Source organism: Pseudomonas sp. 5P_3.1_Bac2 (assembly GCF_025465995.1).
Taxonomy (GTDB): domain Bacteria; phylum Pseudomonadota; class Gammaproteobacteria; order Pseudomonadales; family Pseudomonadaceae; genus Aquipseudomonas.
In genome coordinates, this window is sequence record NZ_JANLNY010000004.1 from 322,937 (window position 1) to 340,494 (window position 17,558).

The 17,558-nt window shown below is 60.4% G+C and carries 15 protein-coding genes; 5 read left to right on the top strand and 10 right to left on the bottom strand.

From position 1 onward, the window contains the following. Positions 1-126: 126 nt before the first annotated feature. Positions 127-4,968, top strand: coding sequence for an NAD-glutamate dehydrogenase (locus NTD81_RS02850; protein ID WP_262179230.1), 4,842 nt, complete (start codon positions 127-129; stop codon positions 4,966-4,968). Positions 4,969-5,073: 105 nt separating this feature from the next. Here NTD81_RS02850 and rnt read toward each other — a convergent pair whose 3' ends face one another. Beyond that, positions 5,074-5,742 carry a ribonuclease T gene (gene rnt, locus NTD81_RS02855; protein WP_262179232.1) on the bottom strand — a complete coding sequence of 223 codons (669 nt, stop codon included), beginning with the start codon at positions 5,740-5,742 and terminating at the stop codon, positions 5,074-5,076. Continuing rightward, the gene (gene pyrC, locus NTD81_RS02860; protein WP_262179234.1) at positions 5,739-6,785 is read right to left on the bottom strand and encodes a dihydroorotase; all 1,047 of its coding nucleotides are present in this window, start codon (positions 6,783-6,785) and stop codon (positions 5,739-5,741) included. The genes rnt and pyrC overlap by 4 nt, the downstream gene beginning before the upstream one ends. Positions 6,786-6,946: 161 nt before the next feature. Between pyrC and NTD81_RS02865 the strand changes: the two genes are divergently transcribed. From NTD81_RS02865 to NTD81_RS02880, 4 genes are all read left to right on the top strand, one after another. Further along, entirely contained in the window at positions 6,947-7,897 is a 951-nt protein-coding gene (locus NTD81_RS02865) for a flagellar protein MotY (protein ID WP_315974670.1), read from the top strand. Between the two features lie 128 nt (positions 7,898-8,025). Beyond that, on the top strand, positions 8,026-9,246 hold the full coding sequence (locus NTD81_RS02870; RefSeq protein ID WP_262179236.1) for an argininosuccinate synthase: 1,221 nt from the start codon (positions 8,026-8,028) through the stop codon (positions 9,244-9,246). Positions 9,247-9,420: 174 nt separating this feature from the next. After that, positions 9,421-9,813 (top strand): lactoylglutathione lyase, encoded by a 393-nt coding sequence (gene gloA, locus NTD81_RS02875; protein ID WP_262179238.1) that lies wholly within the window; start codon positions 9,421-9,423, stop codon positions 9,811-9,813. Positions 9,814-9,920: 107 nt separating this feature from the next. Then, entirely contained in the window at positions 9,921-10,421 is a 501-nt protein-coding gene (locus tag NTD81_RS02880; RefSeq protein ID WP_262179240.1) for a GNAT family N-acetyltransferase, read from the top strand. 66 nt (positions 10,422-10,487) lie between these two features. On the opposite strand, the gene NTD81_RS02885 is transcribed toward NTD81_RS02880, so the two are convergent. From NTD81_RS02885 to rsxA, 8 genes are all read right to left on the bottom strand, one after another. Continuing rightward, complete coding sequence (locus tag NTD81_RS02885; RefSeq protein WP_262179242.1) at positions 10,488-10,667, bottom strand: PA3496 family putative envelope integrity protein; 180 nt, start codon at positions 10,665-10,667, stop codon at positions 10,488-10,490. Positions 10,668-10,773: 106 nt separating this feature from the next. After that, the gene (nth, locus tag NTD81_RS02890; RefSeq protein WP_262179243.1) at positions 10,774-11,412 is read right to left on the bottom strand and encodes an endonuclease III; all 639 of its coding nucleotides are present in this window, start codon (positions 11,410-11,412) and stop codon (positions 10,774-10,776) included. Beyond that, complete coding sequence (locus NTD81_RS02895; RefSeq protein WP_262179245.1) at positions 11,409-12,113, bottom strand: electron transport complex subunit E; 705 nt, start codon at positions 12,111-12,113, stop codon at positions 11,409-11,411. Before NTD81_RS02895 ends, nth begins: the two co-directional genes overlap by 4 nt. Then, positions 12,106-12,747, bottom strand: a complete 642-nt coding sequence (gene rsxG / locus NTD81_RS02900) for an electron transport complex subunit RsxG (RefSeq protein ID WP_262179247.1) — start codon at positions 12,745-12,747, stop codon at positions 12,106-12,108. The genes NTD81_RS02895 and rsxG overlap by 8 nt, the downstream gene beginning before the upstream one ends. A 2-nt stretch (positions 12,748-12,749) precedes the next feature. Further along, positions 12,750-13,781, bottom strand: a complete 1,032-nt coding sequence (locus NTD81_RS02905; RefSeq protein ID WP_262179249.1) for an RnfABCDGE type electron transport complex subunit D — start codon at positions 13,779-13,781, stop codon at positions 12,750-12,752. Positions 13,782-13,814: 33 nt separating this feature from the next. Further along, complete coding sequence (gene rsxC, locus NTD81_RS02910; protein ID WP_410017108.1) at positions 13,815-16,313, bottom strand: electron transport complex subunit RsxC; 2,499 nt, start codon at positions 16,311-16,313, stop codon at positions 13,815-13,817. Next, entirely contained in the window at positions 16,310-16,885 is a 576-nt protein-coding gene (gene rsxB, locus NTD81_RS02915) for an electron transport complex subunit RsxB (protein ID WP_262179252.1), read from the bottom strand. Before rsxB ends, rsxC begins: the two co-directional genes overlap by 4 nt. After that, positions 16,882-17,466: an electron transport complex subunit RsxA gene (gene rsxA / locus NTD81_RS02920; protein WP_262179254.1), complete on the bottom strand. Its 585-nt coding sequence runs from the start codon at positions 17,464-17,466 to the stop codon at positions 16,882-16,884. The genes rsxB and rsxA overlap by 4 nt, the downstream gene beginning before the upstream one ends. Positions 17,467-17,558: the final 92 nt, after the last annotated feature.

Consider the following 17,558-nt stretch of genomic DNA (forward strand, 5'->3'; position numbering starts at 1 on the left):
GCCGCTGTGAAGGCCGCCACTTTAATGCAATTGCCGCCTTCTAGACTAACGTTGAACAACAAGGATGTGCCGAAGGTCCTCTAAGTACATCCTTTCCGTTGCACCGCAGGCCTATGGAGCATCCCGATGGCGTTCTTTACCGCAGCCAGCAAAAGTGATTTTCAGCAACATTTGCATACAGCTTTAGCCCAGCACGTCAGTGCGCAAACCTTGCCGCAAGTCACTTTGTTTGCCGAACAATTCTTCGGCATCATCGCCCTGGAAGAACTCACCCAGCGCCGCCTTTCCGACTTACTGGGCTGCACCTTGTCGGCCTGGCGTCTGCTTGAACACTTCGACGCAGATGCCCCGCAAGTGCGGGTATTTAACCCCGATTATGAAAAACACGGCTGGCAGTCCAGTCACAGCGCGGTGGAGATTCTGCATCGCGACATTCCGTTTTTAGTCGACTCGGTGCGCATGGAACTCAAGCGCCGTGGCTACAGCATTCATACCTTGCAAAACAATGTGCTGAGCGTGCGCCGCAACAGCGCCGGTGATTTACTCGAATTGCTGCCCAAATCCAGCCAAGGGGCGGATGTGCAGCAAGAAGCGCTGCTGTTTTTGGAGATCGACCGCTGCGCTAACGCCGGTGAGCTCAAGGCCCTGGAAAAAGCCCTGGAAACCGTCCTCGGTGATGTACGCCTGTGCGTCAACGACTTCGCCCCCATGCGTGGCAAGGCTCAGGATCTGCTCAACTGGCTGGATAAAGCCAAGCTCAAGGTCGATGGCGCCGAGCTGGAGGAGACCAAGGCGTTTCTCCAGTGGCTGCTCAATGACCGCTTCACCTTCTTGGGCTATGAAGAGTTCACCGTGGTTGAGAGCGCCACTGGCGGCAGCTTGGTGTATGACGAAAAATCTCTGCTCGGTCTGGCCAAGCGCCTGCGCAGCGGGCTCAAGGCCAATGAGCTGCAAGTGCAGCCCGAGGTCTTAAGCTACCTGCGCGAGCCGCAATTGTTGTCCTTCGCCAAGGCGCCGCTGCCCAGCAGTGTGCATCGGCCGGCCTATCCGGATTTAGTCTCGATCCGCGAGCTGGATGCCAGCGGCAAAGTGATCCGCGAGTGCCGCTTTATGGGGCTCTACACCAGCTCGGTGTACTCCGACAGCGTGTGGAATATCCCGTTTATCCGCCGCAAGTTGGCGGTGATCAAACAGCGCTCCGGTTTTGACAGCAGCGCTCATTTGGGTAAAGAACTGGCTCAGGTGCTGGAGATCTTGCCGCGCGATGACCTGTTTCAAACCCCGGTGGATGAGCTGTTCAGCACCGTGCTGGCGATTGTGCAGATTCAGGAGCGCAATAAAATTCGCGTGTTCCTGCGCCGCGATCCGTTCGGGCGCTTCTGCTACTGCCTGACGTACGTGCCACGGGATGTCTACTCCACCGAGACGCGTCTGCGCATTCAGCAGGTGTTGATGGAGCGTCTGCAGGCCAGCGACTGTGAGTTCTGGACCTTTTTCTCCGAGTCGGTGCTGGCGCGGGTGCAGTTTATTCTCAAGGTCGACCCCGGCAACCGCACCAGCATTGATCCGCTGCAACTGGAGAAGGAGATCATTCAGGTCTGCCGCTCCTGGCACGATGATTACCGCGGCCTGATGATCGAAAGTTTGGGCGAGGCTCAAGGCACCCAAGTGCTCAGCCAGTTTGCCGCCGGCTTTCCGGCAGGCTATCGCGAGCGCTTCGCCCCGCACTCGGCGGTGGTCGACATGCAGCACTTGCTCAGCCTGAATGCCCAGCGTCAGCTGGTGATGAGCTTCTACCAGCCGCTGACCCAAGACGGCCCGCAATTGCACTGCAAGCTGTATCACGCGGACACACCGCTGCCGCTGTCGGATGTTTTGCCAATCCTGGAAAACCTCGGCCTGCGCGTGCTCGGTGAGTTCCCCTACAAGCTGCGCCACAGCGATGGCCGCGAATTTTGGATTCACGACTTCGCCTTCACCTATGCCGAAGGTTTGGACGTAGACATCCAGCAGCTAAACGACACGCTGCAAGAAGCCTTCGTCAAGATCGTCGGTGGCGCGGCGGAGAACGACGGCTTTAACCGCTTGGTACTGATGGCCGCCATGCCTTGGCGTGATGTGGCGCTGCTGCGTGCTTATGCGCGCTATCTCAAGCAAATCCGCTTGGGGTTTGATCTGAGTTATATCGCCAGCACCTTGGTCAACCATGTAGAGGTCAGTAAGGAGCTGGTACGCCTGTTTAAAACCCGCTTCTACCTAGCACGCAAACTTAGCGCCGAGGACCTGGAAGACAAACAGCAGAAGCTTGAACAGGCGATCCTGAGTGCTCTGGATAACGTTGCGGTGCTCAACGAAGACCGCATCCTGCGCCGCTATGTCGACCTGATCAAAGCCACCCTGCGCACCAACTTCTACCAGGCTGACAGCAGTGGTCAGGCCAAGCCGTATTTCAGCTTCAAGCTCAACCCCCGGGCGATCCCGGATATCCCCCGGCCAACGCCGAAGTTCGAGATTTTTGTCTACTCGCCACGGGTCGAGGGCGTGCACCTGCGCTTTGGCGATGTGGCCCGTGGCGGCCTGCGCTGGTCGGATCGGGAAGAGGACTACCGCACCGAGGTGCTGGGCCTGGTTAAAGCCCAGCAAGTGAAGAACGCGGTGATCGTGCCCATGGGCGCCAAAGGCGGCTTTATCCCACGGCGCTTGCCACAATCGGGTTCGCGCGATGAGGTGCTGGCCGAGGGCATCGCCTGCTACCGCATCTTTATCAGTGGTCTGCTGGACATTACCGACAACCTCAAGGAGGGCGCGGTGGTGCCGCCTGCCAATGTGCTGCGCCACGACGGCGATGATCCGTATTTGGTGGTGGCGGCCGACAAAGGCACGGCGACTTTTTCCGATATCGCTAACGGCATTGCCCGTGACTATGACTTCTGGCTCGACGATGCTTTCGCCTCGGGCGGCTCGGCCGGTTACGACCACAAAGGCATGGGCATCACGGCCAAGGGCGGCTGGGTTTCGGTGCAGCGGCACTTCCGCGAGCGCGGCATTGATGTGCAGGTCGATCCGGTCACGGTGATCGGCATCGGCGATATGGCCGGTGATGTGTTTGGTAATGGCTTGCTGCAATCCACCAGCCTGCAATTGGTGGCGGCGTTTAACCACCTGCATATCTTTATCGACCCTAATCCCGATGCGGCCAAGAGTTATGCCGAGCGTCAGCGTCTGTTTGATCTGCCGCGTTCCAGCTGGGCCGACTATGACCATGCGCTGATTTCCGCCGGTGGCGGCATCTTCCTGCGCAGCGCCAAGAGCATCAGCATCAGCCCGCAGATGCAGCAACGCTTCGCCATCAGCGCGGACAAACTGGCGCCCACTGAGCTGCTCAATGCCTTGCTCAAAGCGCCGGTGGATTTGCTCTGGAACGGCGGCATCGGCACCTACGTGAAGTCCAGCAAGGAAAGCCATGCCGATGCCGGCGACAAGGCCAACGACCTGCTGCGTGTCGATGGCCGCGAGTTGCGCGCTTTGGTGGTGGGCGAGGGCGGCAACCTCGGCATGACTCAGTTGGGCCGCGTCGAGTACGGCCTCAACGGCGGTAAGAGCAACACCGACTTTATCGACAACGCCGGTGGTGTGGATTGCTCCGACCACGAGGTGAATATCAAGATTCTCCTCGGCGAAATCGTCGCCGCTGGCGATATGACCGGTAAGCAGCGTAATCAACTGCTGGTGCAGATGACTGACGCCGTCAGCCGCCTGGTGCTGGCCAACAACTACAAGCAAACCCAGGCGCTGTCCTTGGCGGAGCGTAATGCGCGGGAGCGGGTCGGCGAGTACAAACGCTTGATGAGCGCGCTGGAGGGCGCCGGTAAGCTTGATCGGGCCCTGGAGTTTTTGCCCAGTGATGATGAGCTGAACGAACGCGCCGCCAATGGTCTGGGCCTGACCCGGGCTGAGCTGGCCGTGCTGATCTCCTACAGCAAAATCACCCTTAAAGAATCGCTGCTGCAGTCCAAGGTGCCGGATGACGAGTACCTGGCGCGGGAGATGCAAAGCGCCTTCCCACCCTTATTAAGCGAGCAATTTAGCGAGGCCATGGCCCGCCATCGGCTCAAACGCGAGATCGTCAGCACGCAGATCGCCAACGATCTGGTCAACCACATGGGCATCACCTTTGTGCAGCGCCTGATCGAGTCCACCGGCATGAGCGCGGCCAATGTGGCCGGGGCTTACGTGATTGTGCGCGACCTGTTCCGCTTGCCCCATTGGTGGCAGCAGATCGAAGCGCTGGATCATCAGGTGCCGGCCGAGTTGCAGCTGCAACTGATGGATGAGCTGATGCGTCTGGGCCGCCGGGCGACCCGTTGGTTCCTGCGCAGCCGGCGTAACGAGTTGGATGCGGCGCGCGATGTGGCCCACTTCGCGCCGCGCATCGAAGCCTTGTTGGGCGTGCTGGAGGACTTGCTCGAAGGCCCGGCCCGCGAGCAGTGGCAGGCGCGCTTCCAAGGGTATGTCGAGGCCGGGGTGCCAGAGACGTTAGCGCGGGTGGTGGCGGGCACCAGCCATCTTTACACCTTGTTGCCGATTATCGAGGCGGCGGATCTCACCGGGCAGGCGCCGACTCAGGTGGCGGCCGTGTATTTCACCACCGGTGCGGCGTTGGAGCTGTCTTGGTATTTGCAGCAGGTCAGCAGCTTGCCGGTGGAGAACAATTGGCAGGCGCTGGCGCGTGAGGCGTTCCGTGATGATCTGGATGCTCAGCAGCGGGCGATTACCGTGTCGGTGCTGCAGATTGCCGATGGTGGCGCAGCGGTCGAAGCTAGTGTCGGCCAGTGGCTGGAGCAGCACCGGCCGTTGGTGGAGCGCTGGAAGCTGATGCTGGCTGAACTGCGCGCCGCCACCACCGTCGATTACGCCATGTATGCGGTGGCCAATCGGGAACTAACCGACTTGGCACAAAGCGCTTAAAGCGCAGGCCCGGAAACGACTACGCCCCTGTTGCGCGAATGAGCGCAGCAGGGGCGTAGTTTTTATGGCAGGTGCTGCCTGGCGAGCGCTCGGCTGGGCGCCTCGCTAGTCGTCAAAATCCATCCAGCCGCCCATTTCCTTCCAGCGGTTGACGATGCCGCAGAACAGCTCGGCGGTCTTTTCCGTGTCGTAACGGGCCGAGTGCGCTTCTTTACCGTCAAATTCGATACCCGCCGCCTGGCAGGCTTTGGCCAATACGGTTTGACCGTAGGCGAGGCCGGCGAGGGTGGCGGTGTCGAAGCTGGAGAAAGGGTGGAACGGGTTGCGCTTGATCCCCGTGCGTGCCACGGCGGCATTGAGGAAGCCCAAGTCAAAGCTGCTGTTATGGCCGACCAGAATGGCCCGCTTGCAGCTGTTGGCTTTGAGCGATTTACGCAGGCCGCGGAAGATTTCATTGAGCGCGTGCTCTTCGGTCACCGCCATGCGCAGCGGGTGATCGAGCTTGATGCCGGTAAAGTCCAGCGCCGCCTGTTCGATATTGGCGCCTTCGAAGGGCTCAATGCGGAAGAACTGGGTGTGTTCCGGGAACAGAAAGCCGTCCTCATCCATGCCGATGGTGGTCGCGGCAATCTCTAGCAGGGCGTCGGTGGCGCTGTTAAAGCCACCGGTTTCGACGTCCACCACCACGGGCAGGTAGCCGCGAAAGCGTGCCGCCATCGGGTGGCGGGGGCCACTGCCGCCTTCTTGTTCGTCTTCGAAATGATCTTCGCTCACGCCTCAGTCTCCAGCAAACGCCAGCGCAGGGTTTCACCGGCGCGCAGGGGGATTACGGTTTGTTCACCCAAAGGCAAGCTGGCGGGGGCCGTCCAGTCTTCACGAATCAGGGTAATACGATCTGTGTTGCGCGGCAGGCCGTAGAAGTCCGGGCCGTTAAGGCTGGCGAACGCTTCCAGTTGCCCCAGCGCGTTGCGCTGTTCAAAGGCCTCGGCATACAACTCGATAGCAGCATAGGCGCTGTAGCAGCCGGCGCAACCGCAGGCGGCTTCTTTGGCGTGCTTGGCATGGGGCGCCGAGTCGGTGCCTAAGAAGAACTTTGCACTGCCGCTGGTGGCCGCATCCAACAGGGCTTCCTGGTGGGTGTTGCGCTTCAAAATCGGCAAGCAATAGAAGTGCGGGCGAATCCCGCCCACCAACATATGGTTGCGGTTATACAGCAGGTGATGGGCGGTAATGGTCGCTGCCACGTTGGCCGAGGCGCCCTGAACGAACTGCACGGCATCGCTGGTGGTGATGTGTTCGAACACCACTTTAAGGCTCGGGAAACGCTCGACCACACGGCTCAAATGCTCGCCGATAAAGACTTTCTCGCGATCGAAGACGTCGATCTCATTACGCGTGACTTCGCCGTGGACCAACAGTGGCAGGCCGACTTCAGCCATGGCCTCAAGCACCGGGAAGATCTTATCGATGCTGGTCACGCCCGAATCGGAGTTGGTGGTTGCCCCGGCTGGATACAGCTTGGCGGCGTGGACAAAACCAGACGCCTTGGCCGCGCGAATGTCTTCAGGGCGGGTCAGGTCGGTCAGGTAGAGCACCATCAGCGGCTCAAAGTGGCTGCCCGCTGGGCGCGCAGTGAGAATGCGCTGACGGTAAGCATCGGCTTCGCTGGCGTTACGCACCGGCGGCACCAGATTAGGCATGATAATGGCGCGGGCGAAGGTGCGGGCCACATCGGCAACGGTGTGCGGCAGTACGGCGCCGTCACGCAGGTGAATGTGCCAGTCGTCGGGACGCAGCAGGGTAAGGCGGTCAGTCATGGAAGCTTCCAAGCGGGCAAACGTGGCGAGAATGCTACCGGAAAAGCCCTCCCACAGCACCTTCAAAGCTGACCTCAGCCGCAGATAACTCAGGCTGCGCCTCAAGTTTTGGCCAATGCCACCGATAGCCACAAGGTATGCCGTATTCCTTGGAGTCAGTAGTGCGCCTCAATCCCCTCGCGATGCTTTGCCTGTTGGCAAGTCAGTCAGCCTTCGCTATCAGCTTCCAGACCCGTCTGGAGAAGGTTGAGTGGCAGGTTGAAGGGGATCAGTTCGAGTGCCGTTTGTCCCAGCCCATCGCCAACTTTGGTGCTGGCGTGTTCGTGCGGCGTGCCGGCGAGCAGGTGACCTTCACCTTAAAGGCGCAAGAACGCTGGCTACGTCCTGGTAATGCCACCTTGCTCGCCGCTGCCGCGCCTTGGCAGACTGGACGCGGCGACATCAACTTGGGCGCGGTGCGGGTGGCGTCGCCGACCGAGCCATTTAACACGTCTCAGGAGCAGGGCACGCGGCTGCTCAGCGGTTTGCTTGAGGGGCGCAGCCCCGTGGTGCGCCATCGCACGGCGGTGGGTAACGACAGCATTGAGGTGCGCCTGCTGCCGGTGAAGTTCACCAAGGCCTATCAGGACTATCTGGCCTGCACGGCGAAGCTGCTGCCGGTGAATTTCGACCAGGTGCGTAAATCCCAGGTCGGCTTCCCGGGGGGCGGTATTGATCTGGACCCCATGGCGCAGGCCAAGCTGGACATCATCCTGAGCTTTATCAAGGCCGATCCCAGTGTTAACCGCATCCAACTCGACGGCCACGCCGATAACAGCGGCAACCGCCTGACCAACCGCGACCTGTCGCGCCGCCGCGCCATCGCCGTGATGGAATACCTCAAGGCCCACGGCGTCCCGGCTGAGCAAATCACCCTGCGTTTTCACGGCGAGCGCTATCCGCTGGCGCCAAACACCAATGAGGCCAATCGGGCGAAGAATCGCCGCGTTAGCATCGCCTTGGATCGCGGCCCCGCGCTGGAGCCTGCCGCTGAGGCACCTCCGGCCCCAACCCCCGCGCCGAGTGAGCCCGCCGCGCCGACTTCAGCCACCGCTGCCGGGCTGGCTTCCTAGGCAGAAATAGCTGAATCGCCCCGTTTTCTTCGTCGCTTAGTCGTAACCCACTGTCGCGCCACTGTAAATCAGGCGCGGCGAGCAGTAGAATCGTCGGTTTTCCCGCACACCCCCGTGGAGTTGATGGCATGGCCGACGTAAAAAAGGTTGTCTTGGCATATTCCGGTGGCCTGGACACTTCGGTGATTCTCAAGTGGCTGCAAGATACTTATAACTGTGAAGTCGTGACCTTCACCGCTGACCTTGGCCAAGGTGAGGAAGTCGAGCCGGCTCGCGCTAAAGCCCAAGCCATGGGCGTTAAAGAAATCTACATCGACGATCTGCGCGAAGAGTTCGTGCGTGATTTCGTGTTCCCGATGTTCCGCGCTAACACCATCTACGAAGGCGAATACCTGCTGGGCACCTCGATTGCCCGTCCGCTGATCGCCAAGCGTCTGATCGAAATCGCTAACGAAACTGGCGCTGATGCCATTTCCCACGGCGCTACCGGTAAAGGTAACGACCAAGTACGTTTCGAGCTGGGTGCCTACGCACTCAAGCCCGGCGTACAAGTGATTGCGCCATGGCGTGAGTGGGATCTGACTTCCCGCGAAACCCTGATGGCCTACGCCGAAAAAGCCAACATCCCGGTTGACTTCAACAAGGCGGGCAAAAAGTCGCCGTACTCCATGGATGCCAACCTGCTGCACATCTCCTATGAAGGCGGCGTGCTGGAAGACACCTGGACCGAGCACGAAGAAGACATGTGGCGTTGGACCAAGTCGCCTGAAGACGCGCCAAACGTGCCGACTTACCTTGAGCTGACCTACCGTGGCGGCGACATCGTTGCTATCGACGGCAAGGAAATGACTCCGGCCACCGTACTGGCTGAACTGAACCGCATCGGCGGGGAAAACGGCATTGGCCGTCTGGACATCGTGGAAAACCGTTACGTGGGCATGAAGTCCCGTGGCTGCTACGAAACTCCAGGCGGCACCATCATGCTGCGCGCCCACCGCGCCATCGAGTCGATCACCCTCGACCGCGAAGTGGCTCACCTGAAAGACGAGCTGATGCCGAAGTACGCCAGCCTGATCTACAACGGCTACTGGTGGAGCCCAGAGCGGCAGATGCTGCAGCAAATGATCGACGCTTCCCAAGCCACAGTGAACGGCGTGGTGCGCCTGAAGCTGTACAAAGGCAACGTCATCGTGGTGGGCCGCAAGTCCGACGACAGTCTGTTCGACACCCGCATCTCCACCTTCGAGGACGATGCTGGCGCTTACGACCAGAAAGACGCCGCTGGCTTTATCAAGCTCAACGCCCTGCGTCTGCGCATCGCGGCCAACAAAGGCCGCTCGCCGCTGTAAGGCTGTCGGCTGGGTAACAAGAACGGGCCTGCGGGCCCGTTTTTTGTGCGCGGCTGCTGGTGGCAAGCTCTGATAAACTGCCTGGCTATTAAGCACTGGCCGTCAGTTTTGCATGCGCAGGCTGTACGGACAGGGCAATAGTTGCGAGTAAACGCACTGCCTGAGGAGAACTGTATGAGACTGCTACACACCATGCTGCGTGTGGGTGATATGGAACGCTCCATCGCGTTCTACACCGAAGTACTGGGCATGACCCTGCTGCGCCGCAAAGACTACCCAGAAGGCAAATTCACTCTGGCCTTCGTTGGCTACGGCGATGAAGCGCATAACAGCGTGATCGAGCTGACCCACAACTGGGGCGTCGACAGTTACGAGCTGGGCACCGGCTACGGCCATATCGCCTTGGAAGTGGCTGACGTGTACAAAGCCTGTGAGGACATTCGCGCCCGTGGCGGCAAGGTCACCCGCGAAGCCGGCCCGATGAAGCACGGCACCAGCATCCTGGCTTTCGTCGAAGACCCGGACGGTTATAAGATCGAACTGCTGTCGCCTGCGCGCAAAGACTAAGGCGCAGCAGCGCCACTGAGGTGGGCTAGGCCGCGATTGCCTATCTCACCTGCGTGTGTCTAGGGATGAGCAACAGTTTTAGGGCTGGTATTTATAAGGATATAAATATGGCTGACGTGACTATTAGGCATCTTGAACCAGACGATTATCCTGCAGTGCAACAGATCTACGCCCAGCCTCAGGTGTATGCGGGCACCTTGCAAATGCCATTGCCTTCGTTGGATCTGTGGGCCAAAAGACTCATAAACATGTCCGAGTGGCGCAAGCGCTTGGTGGCCTGTATGGCTGAGCAAGTCGTTGGGCTGATAACCATTGACAGCAATGATCGTGAGCGCCGGCGCCACGTCGCTTCATTTGGCATTGTGGTCGATCCGGCTTACACCGGTCAGGGTGTCGGTAGCGCGTTGATGGCGGCGATGATCGATCTCTGCGACAACTGGCTAAATATGCACCGTATCGAGCTCACGGTGTTTGTCGATAATGCCGCCGCGATTGCCTTGTACCGTAAGTTCGGTTTCGAGGTTGAAGGGACCAGTCGTGACTTCGCTTTCCGCGAGGGCCGCTATGTGGATGTGCACCATATGGGGCGGATCAGGCCAGCCGCTTGAGCACATAGGCACGATGGTCAAGGCATAAAGCAAAAGCCCCGTAAATACGGGGCTTTTTGTTACGGCTTAAATGTCGAAATCATATTCCGACAACTGCTTATGCAAACGGCGTTCTTCTAGAAAATTGTCGATGATGCGGCGCTTGGTCAGGTTGGTTTTCGCCACCTCAACCGGAGCTTCGGCTTCATCAGCATCGTCAGCTACAAAATCTTCGTCGAGTTCAAGATCTTCTTTGTCAGTGCTCATCTATCCCACTCCAGGCAGCTAGGCCAGTTGCCGACCTTATAGCGACAAAATTCGGGTGGGTAAAAAAGATTTTTTCAATCACCTAGATAAGTATTTGAATAAGCTATCAATCGTCCGAGGTTTTGTGCTTGTACTCGCACAGGTCTTCGATTCGGCAACTGCCGCAGCGCGGCTTGCGTGCCTGGCACACGTAGCGGCCGTGGAGGATCAGCCAGTGGTGGGAGTCGAGGAGGAATTCTTTGGGCACAAATTTCATCAGCTTGTGTTCCACCTCCAGCACGTTTTTGCCGGGAGCGATGCCGGTGCGGTTGCTGACGCGGAAGATATGGGTGTCCACCGCCATAGCCAGCTGGCGAAAGGCCGTGTTCAGCACCACGTTGGCGGTCTTACGTCCGACGCCGGGCAGGGCTTCGAGCTCCTCGCGAGTTTCTGGCACTTCGCCGTTATGCCGCTCCAGCAGCAGGCGGCAGGTTTCGATCACATTCTTGGCCTTGCTGTTATACAGGCCGATGGTCTTGATGTATTCGCTCAAGCCCGCCACCCCCAAGTCGTAGATGGCTTGGGGGGTGTTGGCTACGGGGAACAGCTTGGCCGTGGCCTTGTTGACGCTGACGTCCGTGGCCTGCGCCGACAGGGTGACGGCGATCAGCAGCTCAAACGGTGTGCTGTAGGCCAGCTCAGTCTTCGGCTCGGGGTTGTCTTCATGCAGACGGCGGAAAATTTCCAGACGTTTGGCAGCGTTCACTCAATCACTCCGGTCACTCGTACGCGGCGGCTGGCCGCCGCCGTGGTGGGCGCTGCGGGTTGCCGGGCAGCAAATTGTTCATCCAGTAGATTCTTCGCCGCCACCAGCAGGCCCAGCACCAGAAAGGCCCCGGGCGGCAGGATGGCCAGCAAAAAGCCGGGATAATCCTCGAACAGGGTTACTTGCCAGTTGGCCGCAATCGGCCCAAACAACAGCTGCATATTGGCGAATAGCGCGCCGCTGCCGAGCAACTCGCGCACGGCGCCGATGGCCACCATCACTAGGCCAAACCCGGCCCCCATCATCAGCCCGTCGAAGCAGGCCGGTAGTAGTGGGTTCTTTGCAGCGAAGGCTTCGGCGCGGCCGAGGATGATGCAGTTGGTGGTGATCAGCGGGATAAAAATACCGAGGATCTGATACAGCTCGTAGGTAAAGGCCTGCATCAGCAGCTCAATGCAGGTGGTCAGCGCGGCGATGATCATGACGAAGATCGGCAGGCGCACCGCATCACTGACCACGTTGCGGATCAGCGACACTGCCGCGTTGGAGCAAGCCAGCACCAGTGCCGTGGCCAAGCCCATGCCCAAGGCGTTAACCACCGAGTTGCTGACGCCCAGCAACGGGCACAGGCCGAGCAACTGGACCAAACCTGGGTTGTTGTGCCACAGGCCGTTTTTGGCGATCTCGCGATAACTAGCCATGCTTGGCCTCCACGACTTGCAGCAAGCTGGCGCGCTGGGCGTTGAAGTATTGCAGGGCACGGTGCACGGCAGCCACCACGGCCCGCGGCGTGATGGTGGCACCGGCGAACTGATCAAACTGGCCGCCGTCTTTCTTCACGGCCCAACCGCTGTCATCCGGCGCGCTCAATGATGTGTCGGTAAAGCGACTGATCCAGCGATCCTTGGCCAGCTCGATTTTGTCACCCAGCCCTGGCGTCTCTTTGTGGCTGAGCACGCGCACCCCGGCGATACGGCCATCGGCAAAAATCCCGATGAGTAACTGGATGCTGCCGCTGTAACCATCCGGCGCAGTGGCTTGCACTATTACTGCCGCCGGCTGGCCATTCAGGGTGGCGAGATAAGCAGGGGTGGGACCTTTATTGCCTAATAGCGGATCTTCGACCTCCCGCACGCTGTCGAGCAGGTCGTTGTCGTAGCTGCCCGGTGGCAGAATCTGCGCCAGGGCTTGCACCTTGGCCTCGCGTTCGGCCACGGCAATGCGTTCGGCGGTGCTGTAATGAATCGCCGCCACGGTACCGACGCTAAGCACGGCAAAGGCGCCCAGCAGCAGGCTGTTCTTTAGCATGGAACGACTGATTTGTGGCCAATCCATTGTCAGTCCTCCAGCTTAAAGCCGCGCTTGGCTTGGCTTTGCCCATAGGTGCGGGGGCGGGTGAAGTAGTCGATGGTCGGTGCGCACAGGTTCATCAGCAGCACGGCAAAGGCCAGTGCATCAGGGTAGCCGCCCCAGGCACGGATCACATAGAGCAAGATGCCGACGCCGGCACCAAAGATCAGCTGGCCCCGCTTGCTGGTGGCGCCGCTGACCGGGTCCGTGACGATAAAAAAGGCGCCAAGCATGGTCGCGCCACTAAACAGATGAAACAGCGGTGAGCCGTGGGAGTCCGAGCCTGAGCCATTCCAGAACAGCAGGCTCATCAGCGATAGCGCAGCGAGCATGGCCAGCGGCGCGTGCCAACTGATCAGGCGCTTACGCAGCAGATACAGACCGCCCAGTAAGAACGCCAGGTTGACCAGCTCCACACCTTTGCCAGCGATCCAGCCAAAGGCCGGGTTACTGGCCCAAAGTTCATCGACGGTGAGGCGCTTATTGGTTTTCAGCACATCCAGGGCGGTGGCTTGGGCCCAGCCATCGGGCTGGCTGGCGCTGCCGAAGATTTGCTGCAAACCGTCGAGCAGACCGATGCTATGGGGCGCCGGCCAGGTGCTCATCGGCAGTGGGAAGGAGATCAGCACCACCACATAGCCGAGCATGGCCGGGTTAAAGGGGTTTTGCCCCAAACCGCCATACAGCTGTTTGCCGAACACAATGGCAAAGCCCACGGCCACCATTGTCAGCCACCAGGGCGCATAAGGCGGCAGGGCGAGGGCCAGCAAGACGCCGCTGACCAGCGCGCTGTAGTCCTGCAGGTAGAAGCCGATGGGACGTTTACGCAGGGCTACGATGGCCGCTTCAAAACCGATAGCACAGGCGCTGGCCCACAGCAGGTTGAATAGGGTGCCGCTGCCGTACAGCCAGGTCAGGACGATAGCCCCCGGCACGCAGGCCAACAGCACCTGCAGCATGACCTGCTGGGTGCGGTTGCCGCCCTTGGCGTGGGGCGAGGTGATGCGGGGCAGGGCCATGGCTACTCCAAGTTACCGCGCTGCACAGGCCGCCTACAGGCGGGCCTGATGCTCGTGCAATTGCTGTTCAATGCTGGCGATGCGCGCTTGCGCTGCCGTTAGTGTTTCTGGAGCGCTGTTCGGGTCACGTTCGAGCTTACGCAGATCGGCGCGGGCAAAGGCTAATTCGGTTTTTAAGCCGCGACTGACCTCATCAATCGGCCGTTTATCCGTGCGCACCAGCTGCGGCGGGGGCTTGCCGCTGGCGTCTTCGGCTTGATGCAGGGCTTGCTCGGCGGCGCTTAAGGCGCTGCGCAAGGCTTCGAGGGTGGCCTCATCGGCAGCGGCGTCTTGAGCTTTTTTCAATTCACTGCGCTGTAGGGCTAAAGCGATTTTGGCTTGCTTTAGCGCCACCGCTCCAGGGCTTGGCGCCATGGCTGGTGCAGGTGGTGCGCTTAACGCGCTGAGTTGTTGCTGCGCGGCGGCTAATTCTTCGCGCAGCTTAAGCAGGCTGCTGTGCTGCTCTGCTGTGGGTTCGGCCAGATTCTCCAGCTTGCGCACCTGCACCCGCAGCATGGCGGCGTCGATCTTGGCTTGCTTCAGCGCCGCGCTGCTAGCGCTTGGCGCAGGCACCGAGGGGGCTGGCTGCAACTGGGCTAAACGCTGTTCGGCGGCTGCGCATTGCTCGCGCACGGTGGCCAGTTCAGCCTGTTGCGTGCTGTCGGGCTCGCTTAAGTTCTCCAGCTTGCGCAGTTGCGCGCGGAGCATGGCGGCTTCGATCTTGGCCTTTTTCAGTGCGGCCTCATCGCCGCTGGGCGCGGTTGAGATTGCGGTTGTGGACGCAACGGCTGGCGCAGCTGCGGCTGCCTCAGCACTGGCCTTATCCAACTGCTGCTGAGCGTTTTGCGCCGCTTCCTGCAGTTGCTCGACCTGTTTTTGCAGCTCGGCGGTGTTGTGATTGGCCAGTTGTTTCTCGGCTTTTTTCAGTGCCACCTGGGCCATACTGGCGGCGATCTTAAGCTTCTTCAGCTCATCGCTCGGCCCGCTGTGCGGTGCCTCTGGTTTGCTCGTCGGGATGCTGGCGTTAGGCGCGCTGCGCACTTGGCTGGCACGGGCGACGCGGGCTTGGCGCTCAGCCTCTTTCTGTTCTTCGGCGCGGCGCAGACGCTCCTGGCGCTGTTCAAAGCGCAGGCGTGAATGCTCGGCCTTGGTCTGCTTGGCCTTAAGCTCGCGAATCTCGCCTTTGGCCGCGCGGTAGTACTGCACCAGCGGGATATTCGACGGGCAGACATAGGCGCAGGCGCCGCACTCGATACAGTCGAACAGGTTATGCGCGTGCAGCTGGGCGTGCTGCTGGCCGAGGGCGAAGAAGTGCAGTTGCTGCGGCAGCAAACTCACCGGGCAGACTTCCTCGCAGTCGCCGCAACGAATGCAAGGCAAGGCTGGCGCCGGTTCCGGCAATTCCTCGGCTGTACTGGCCAGTAAGCAGTTAGTGGTTTTGATCAGCGGTGCGTGGGCGTCTGTCAGGCTTACGCCCATCATCGGCCCGCCCATGATCAGCCGGTCCAGCTGGCTGGCGTTGAGTCCGGCGAAGGCCAGTAACTCATTGATCGGTGTGCCCAGCAATGCTTCGACGTTTTGCGGTCGCTGTAACGCAGCGCCGGTAAGGGTGGCGATGCGGCTGATCAGTGGCTTGCCGTGGATCACCGCCTCATGCACCGCCACGCAGGTGCCGACGTTATGGCAAAGCACGCCAATATCCGCCGGCAAACCAGCGGAGGGCACCTCGGCGCCGGTCAGAATCTGAATCAGCTGCTTCTCGCCACCGCTGGGGTACTTAGTGGGGATGACTTTTAGCTGATAACTGCGCTGGCCCAGTGCCGCACGCACCGCTGCGATGGCTTCAGGCTTGTTGTCCTCGATACCAATCAGCACCTGCTGCGCCTGAGTCAGGTGAACGAGGATGTCGATACCGCTGAGCAGCTCAGCCGTGCGCTCGCGCATCAGCATGTCATCGGCCGTGATGTACGGCTCGCACTCGCTGCCATTGATGATCAGGGTGTGAATCGTCTGCCGCGCTGCGCCGGCCAGTTTCACGGCCGTAGGGAAGCCCGCGCCGCCTAAGCCGCTGATGCCGGCGTCGCGGATTTTCTCCAGGAGCACGGCAGGCGCCACGCTGAGGTAATCCGGCAATGGCGCCAGTGCGATCCATTGTTCTAAGCCATCGGTTTCGATCACCACTGCTTCGGCCTCCAGGCCTGAGGCGTGGGGGTAGGGCTGGGCGCCGATAAAACTGACAATGCCGGAGCTGGGTGCATGCACGGGCGCGCTAATGTTACTGCTGGCCGCAGCAATCAGCTGGCCTTTAAGCACCCGCTCACCGACCGCCACCACAGGCTCGGCCGGCGCGCCCAGATGCTGGTTCAGCGGCAGGATCAGACGTTTAGGCAGTGGCGCGGCGGCAATCGACGTAGCCGTGGACTGGCTCTTCTGCTCAGGCGGATGGATACCGCCTGGCAGTGGCCAAATATCAGGGCTGATCAGGCTGCTCATGCCGCTTGCTCCCGGTCGCTGGCGATCAACTGGGCGGCTGCCAGCGGTGGCTGCCAATGCCAGTCACTCAGGCTGCTGGGCACAGGCAGCATGTCGATACAATCCACCGGGCAGGGTTCGATACACAGGTCGCAGCCGGTGCACTCGCTGCTGATCACCGTATGCATATGCTTGGCTGCGCCGACGATGGCATCCACCGGGCAGGCCTGGATGCACTTGGTGCAGCCGATGCATTCGGCCTCGCGGATATAAGCGACCATGGGCGGCTTCTCGCCTTCGGCCGCGTCCAGCGGCTCGGCCGCAACGTCCAATAACTGCGCCAGGGCGCTGATGGTGGCCGCGCCGCCAGGTGGGCACTTGTTAATCTTGTCGCCGCCGGCAATGGCCTCGGCGTAGGGTTTGCAGCCCGGATAGCCACATTGGCCGCACTGGGTTTGCGGCAACAGACTGTTGATTTGCTCGGCGATGGGGTTGCCCTGGACGCGAAAGCGTACGGCAGCGAAGCCGAGAATGGCGCCGCACACCACGCATAGCGTGGCAATCGCCAACACCGCAACCAGCACCAGACTCATAGCTTGATCAGCCCGCTAAAGCCCATAAAGGCCAGGGACATCAGGCCGGCTGTGAGCATGCCAATAGCGGCGCCCTGAAACGGCTTGGGTACGTCGGCGATAGCGATGCGTTCACGCAGGGCGGCAAACAACACCAGTACCAAGGAGAAGCCCAAGCCCGCCGCAAAGCCATTGGCGGTGGCGCTGATAAAGTTGAACTGCGCCTTGTTGGCGTTGAGCAGGGCCACGCCTAAGACGATGCAGTTGGTAGTGATCAGCGGCAAAAAGATGCCCAGCACGCGATAGAGCAGGGGGCTGGTTTTCTGCACCACCATTTCGGTGAACTGCACCACCACGGCAATCACCAGAATAAAACTGATGGTGCGCAGGTATTCCAGGTCCAGCGGCTGCAACAGGTACTTTTGCAGCAGGTAGCTGCACATCGCTGCCAGGGTCAGCACAAAGGTGGTGGCCAGGGCCAGGCCGAGAGCGGTTTCGATCTTCTTCGAAACCCCCATAAAGGGGCACAGGCCGAGGAACTGGACCAACACGAAGTTGTTGACCAGGATGGCGCTGACCATGATGAGGGCGAGTTCGGTCATTGGGTTGCCGTAGCGCTCGAAAGGTCATAGGAAAAAGGCGCCTATTATCGGGATGCAGCCTTGGTCATACAAGCCGCATGCGGCTAATCGCC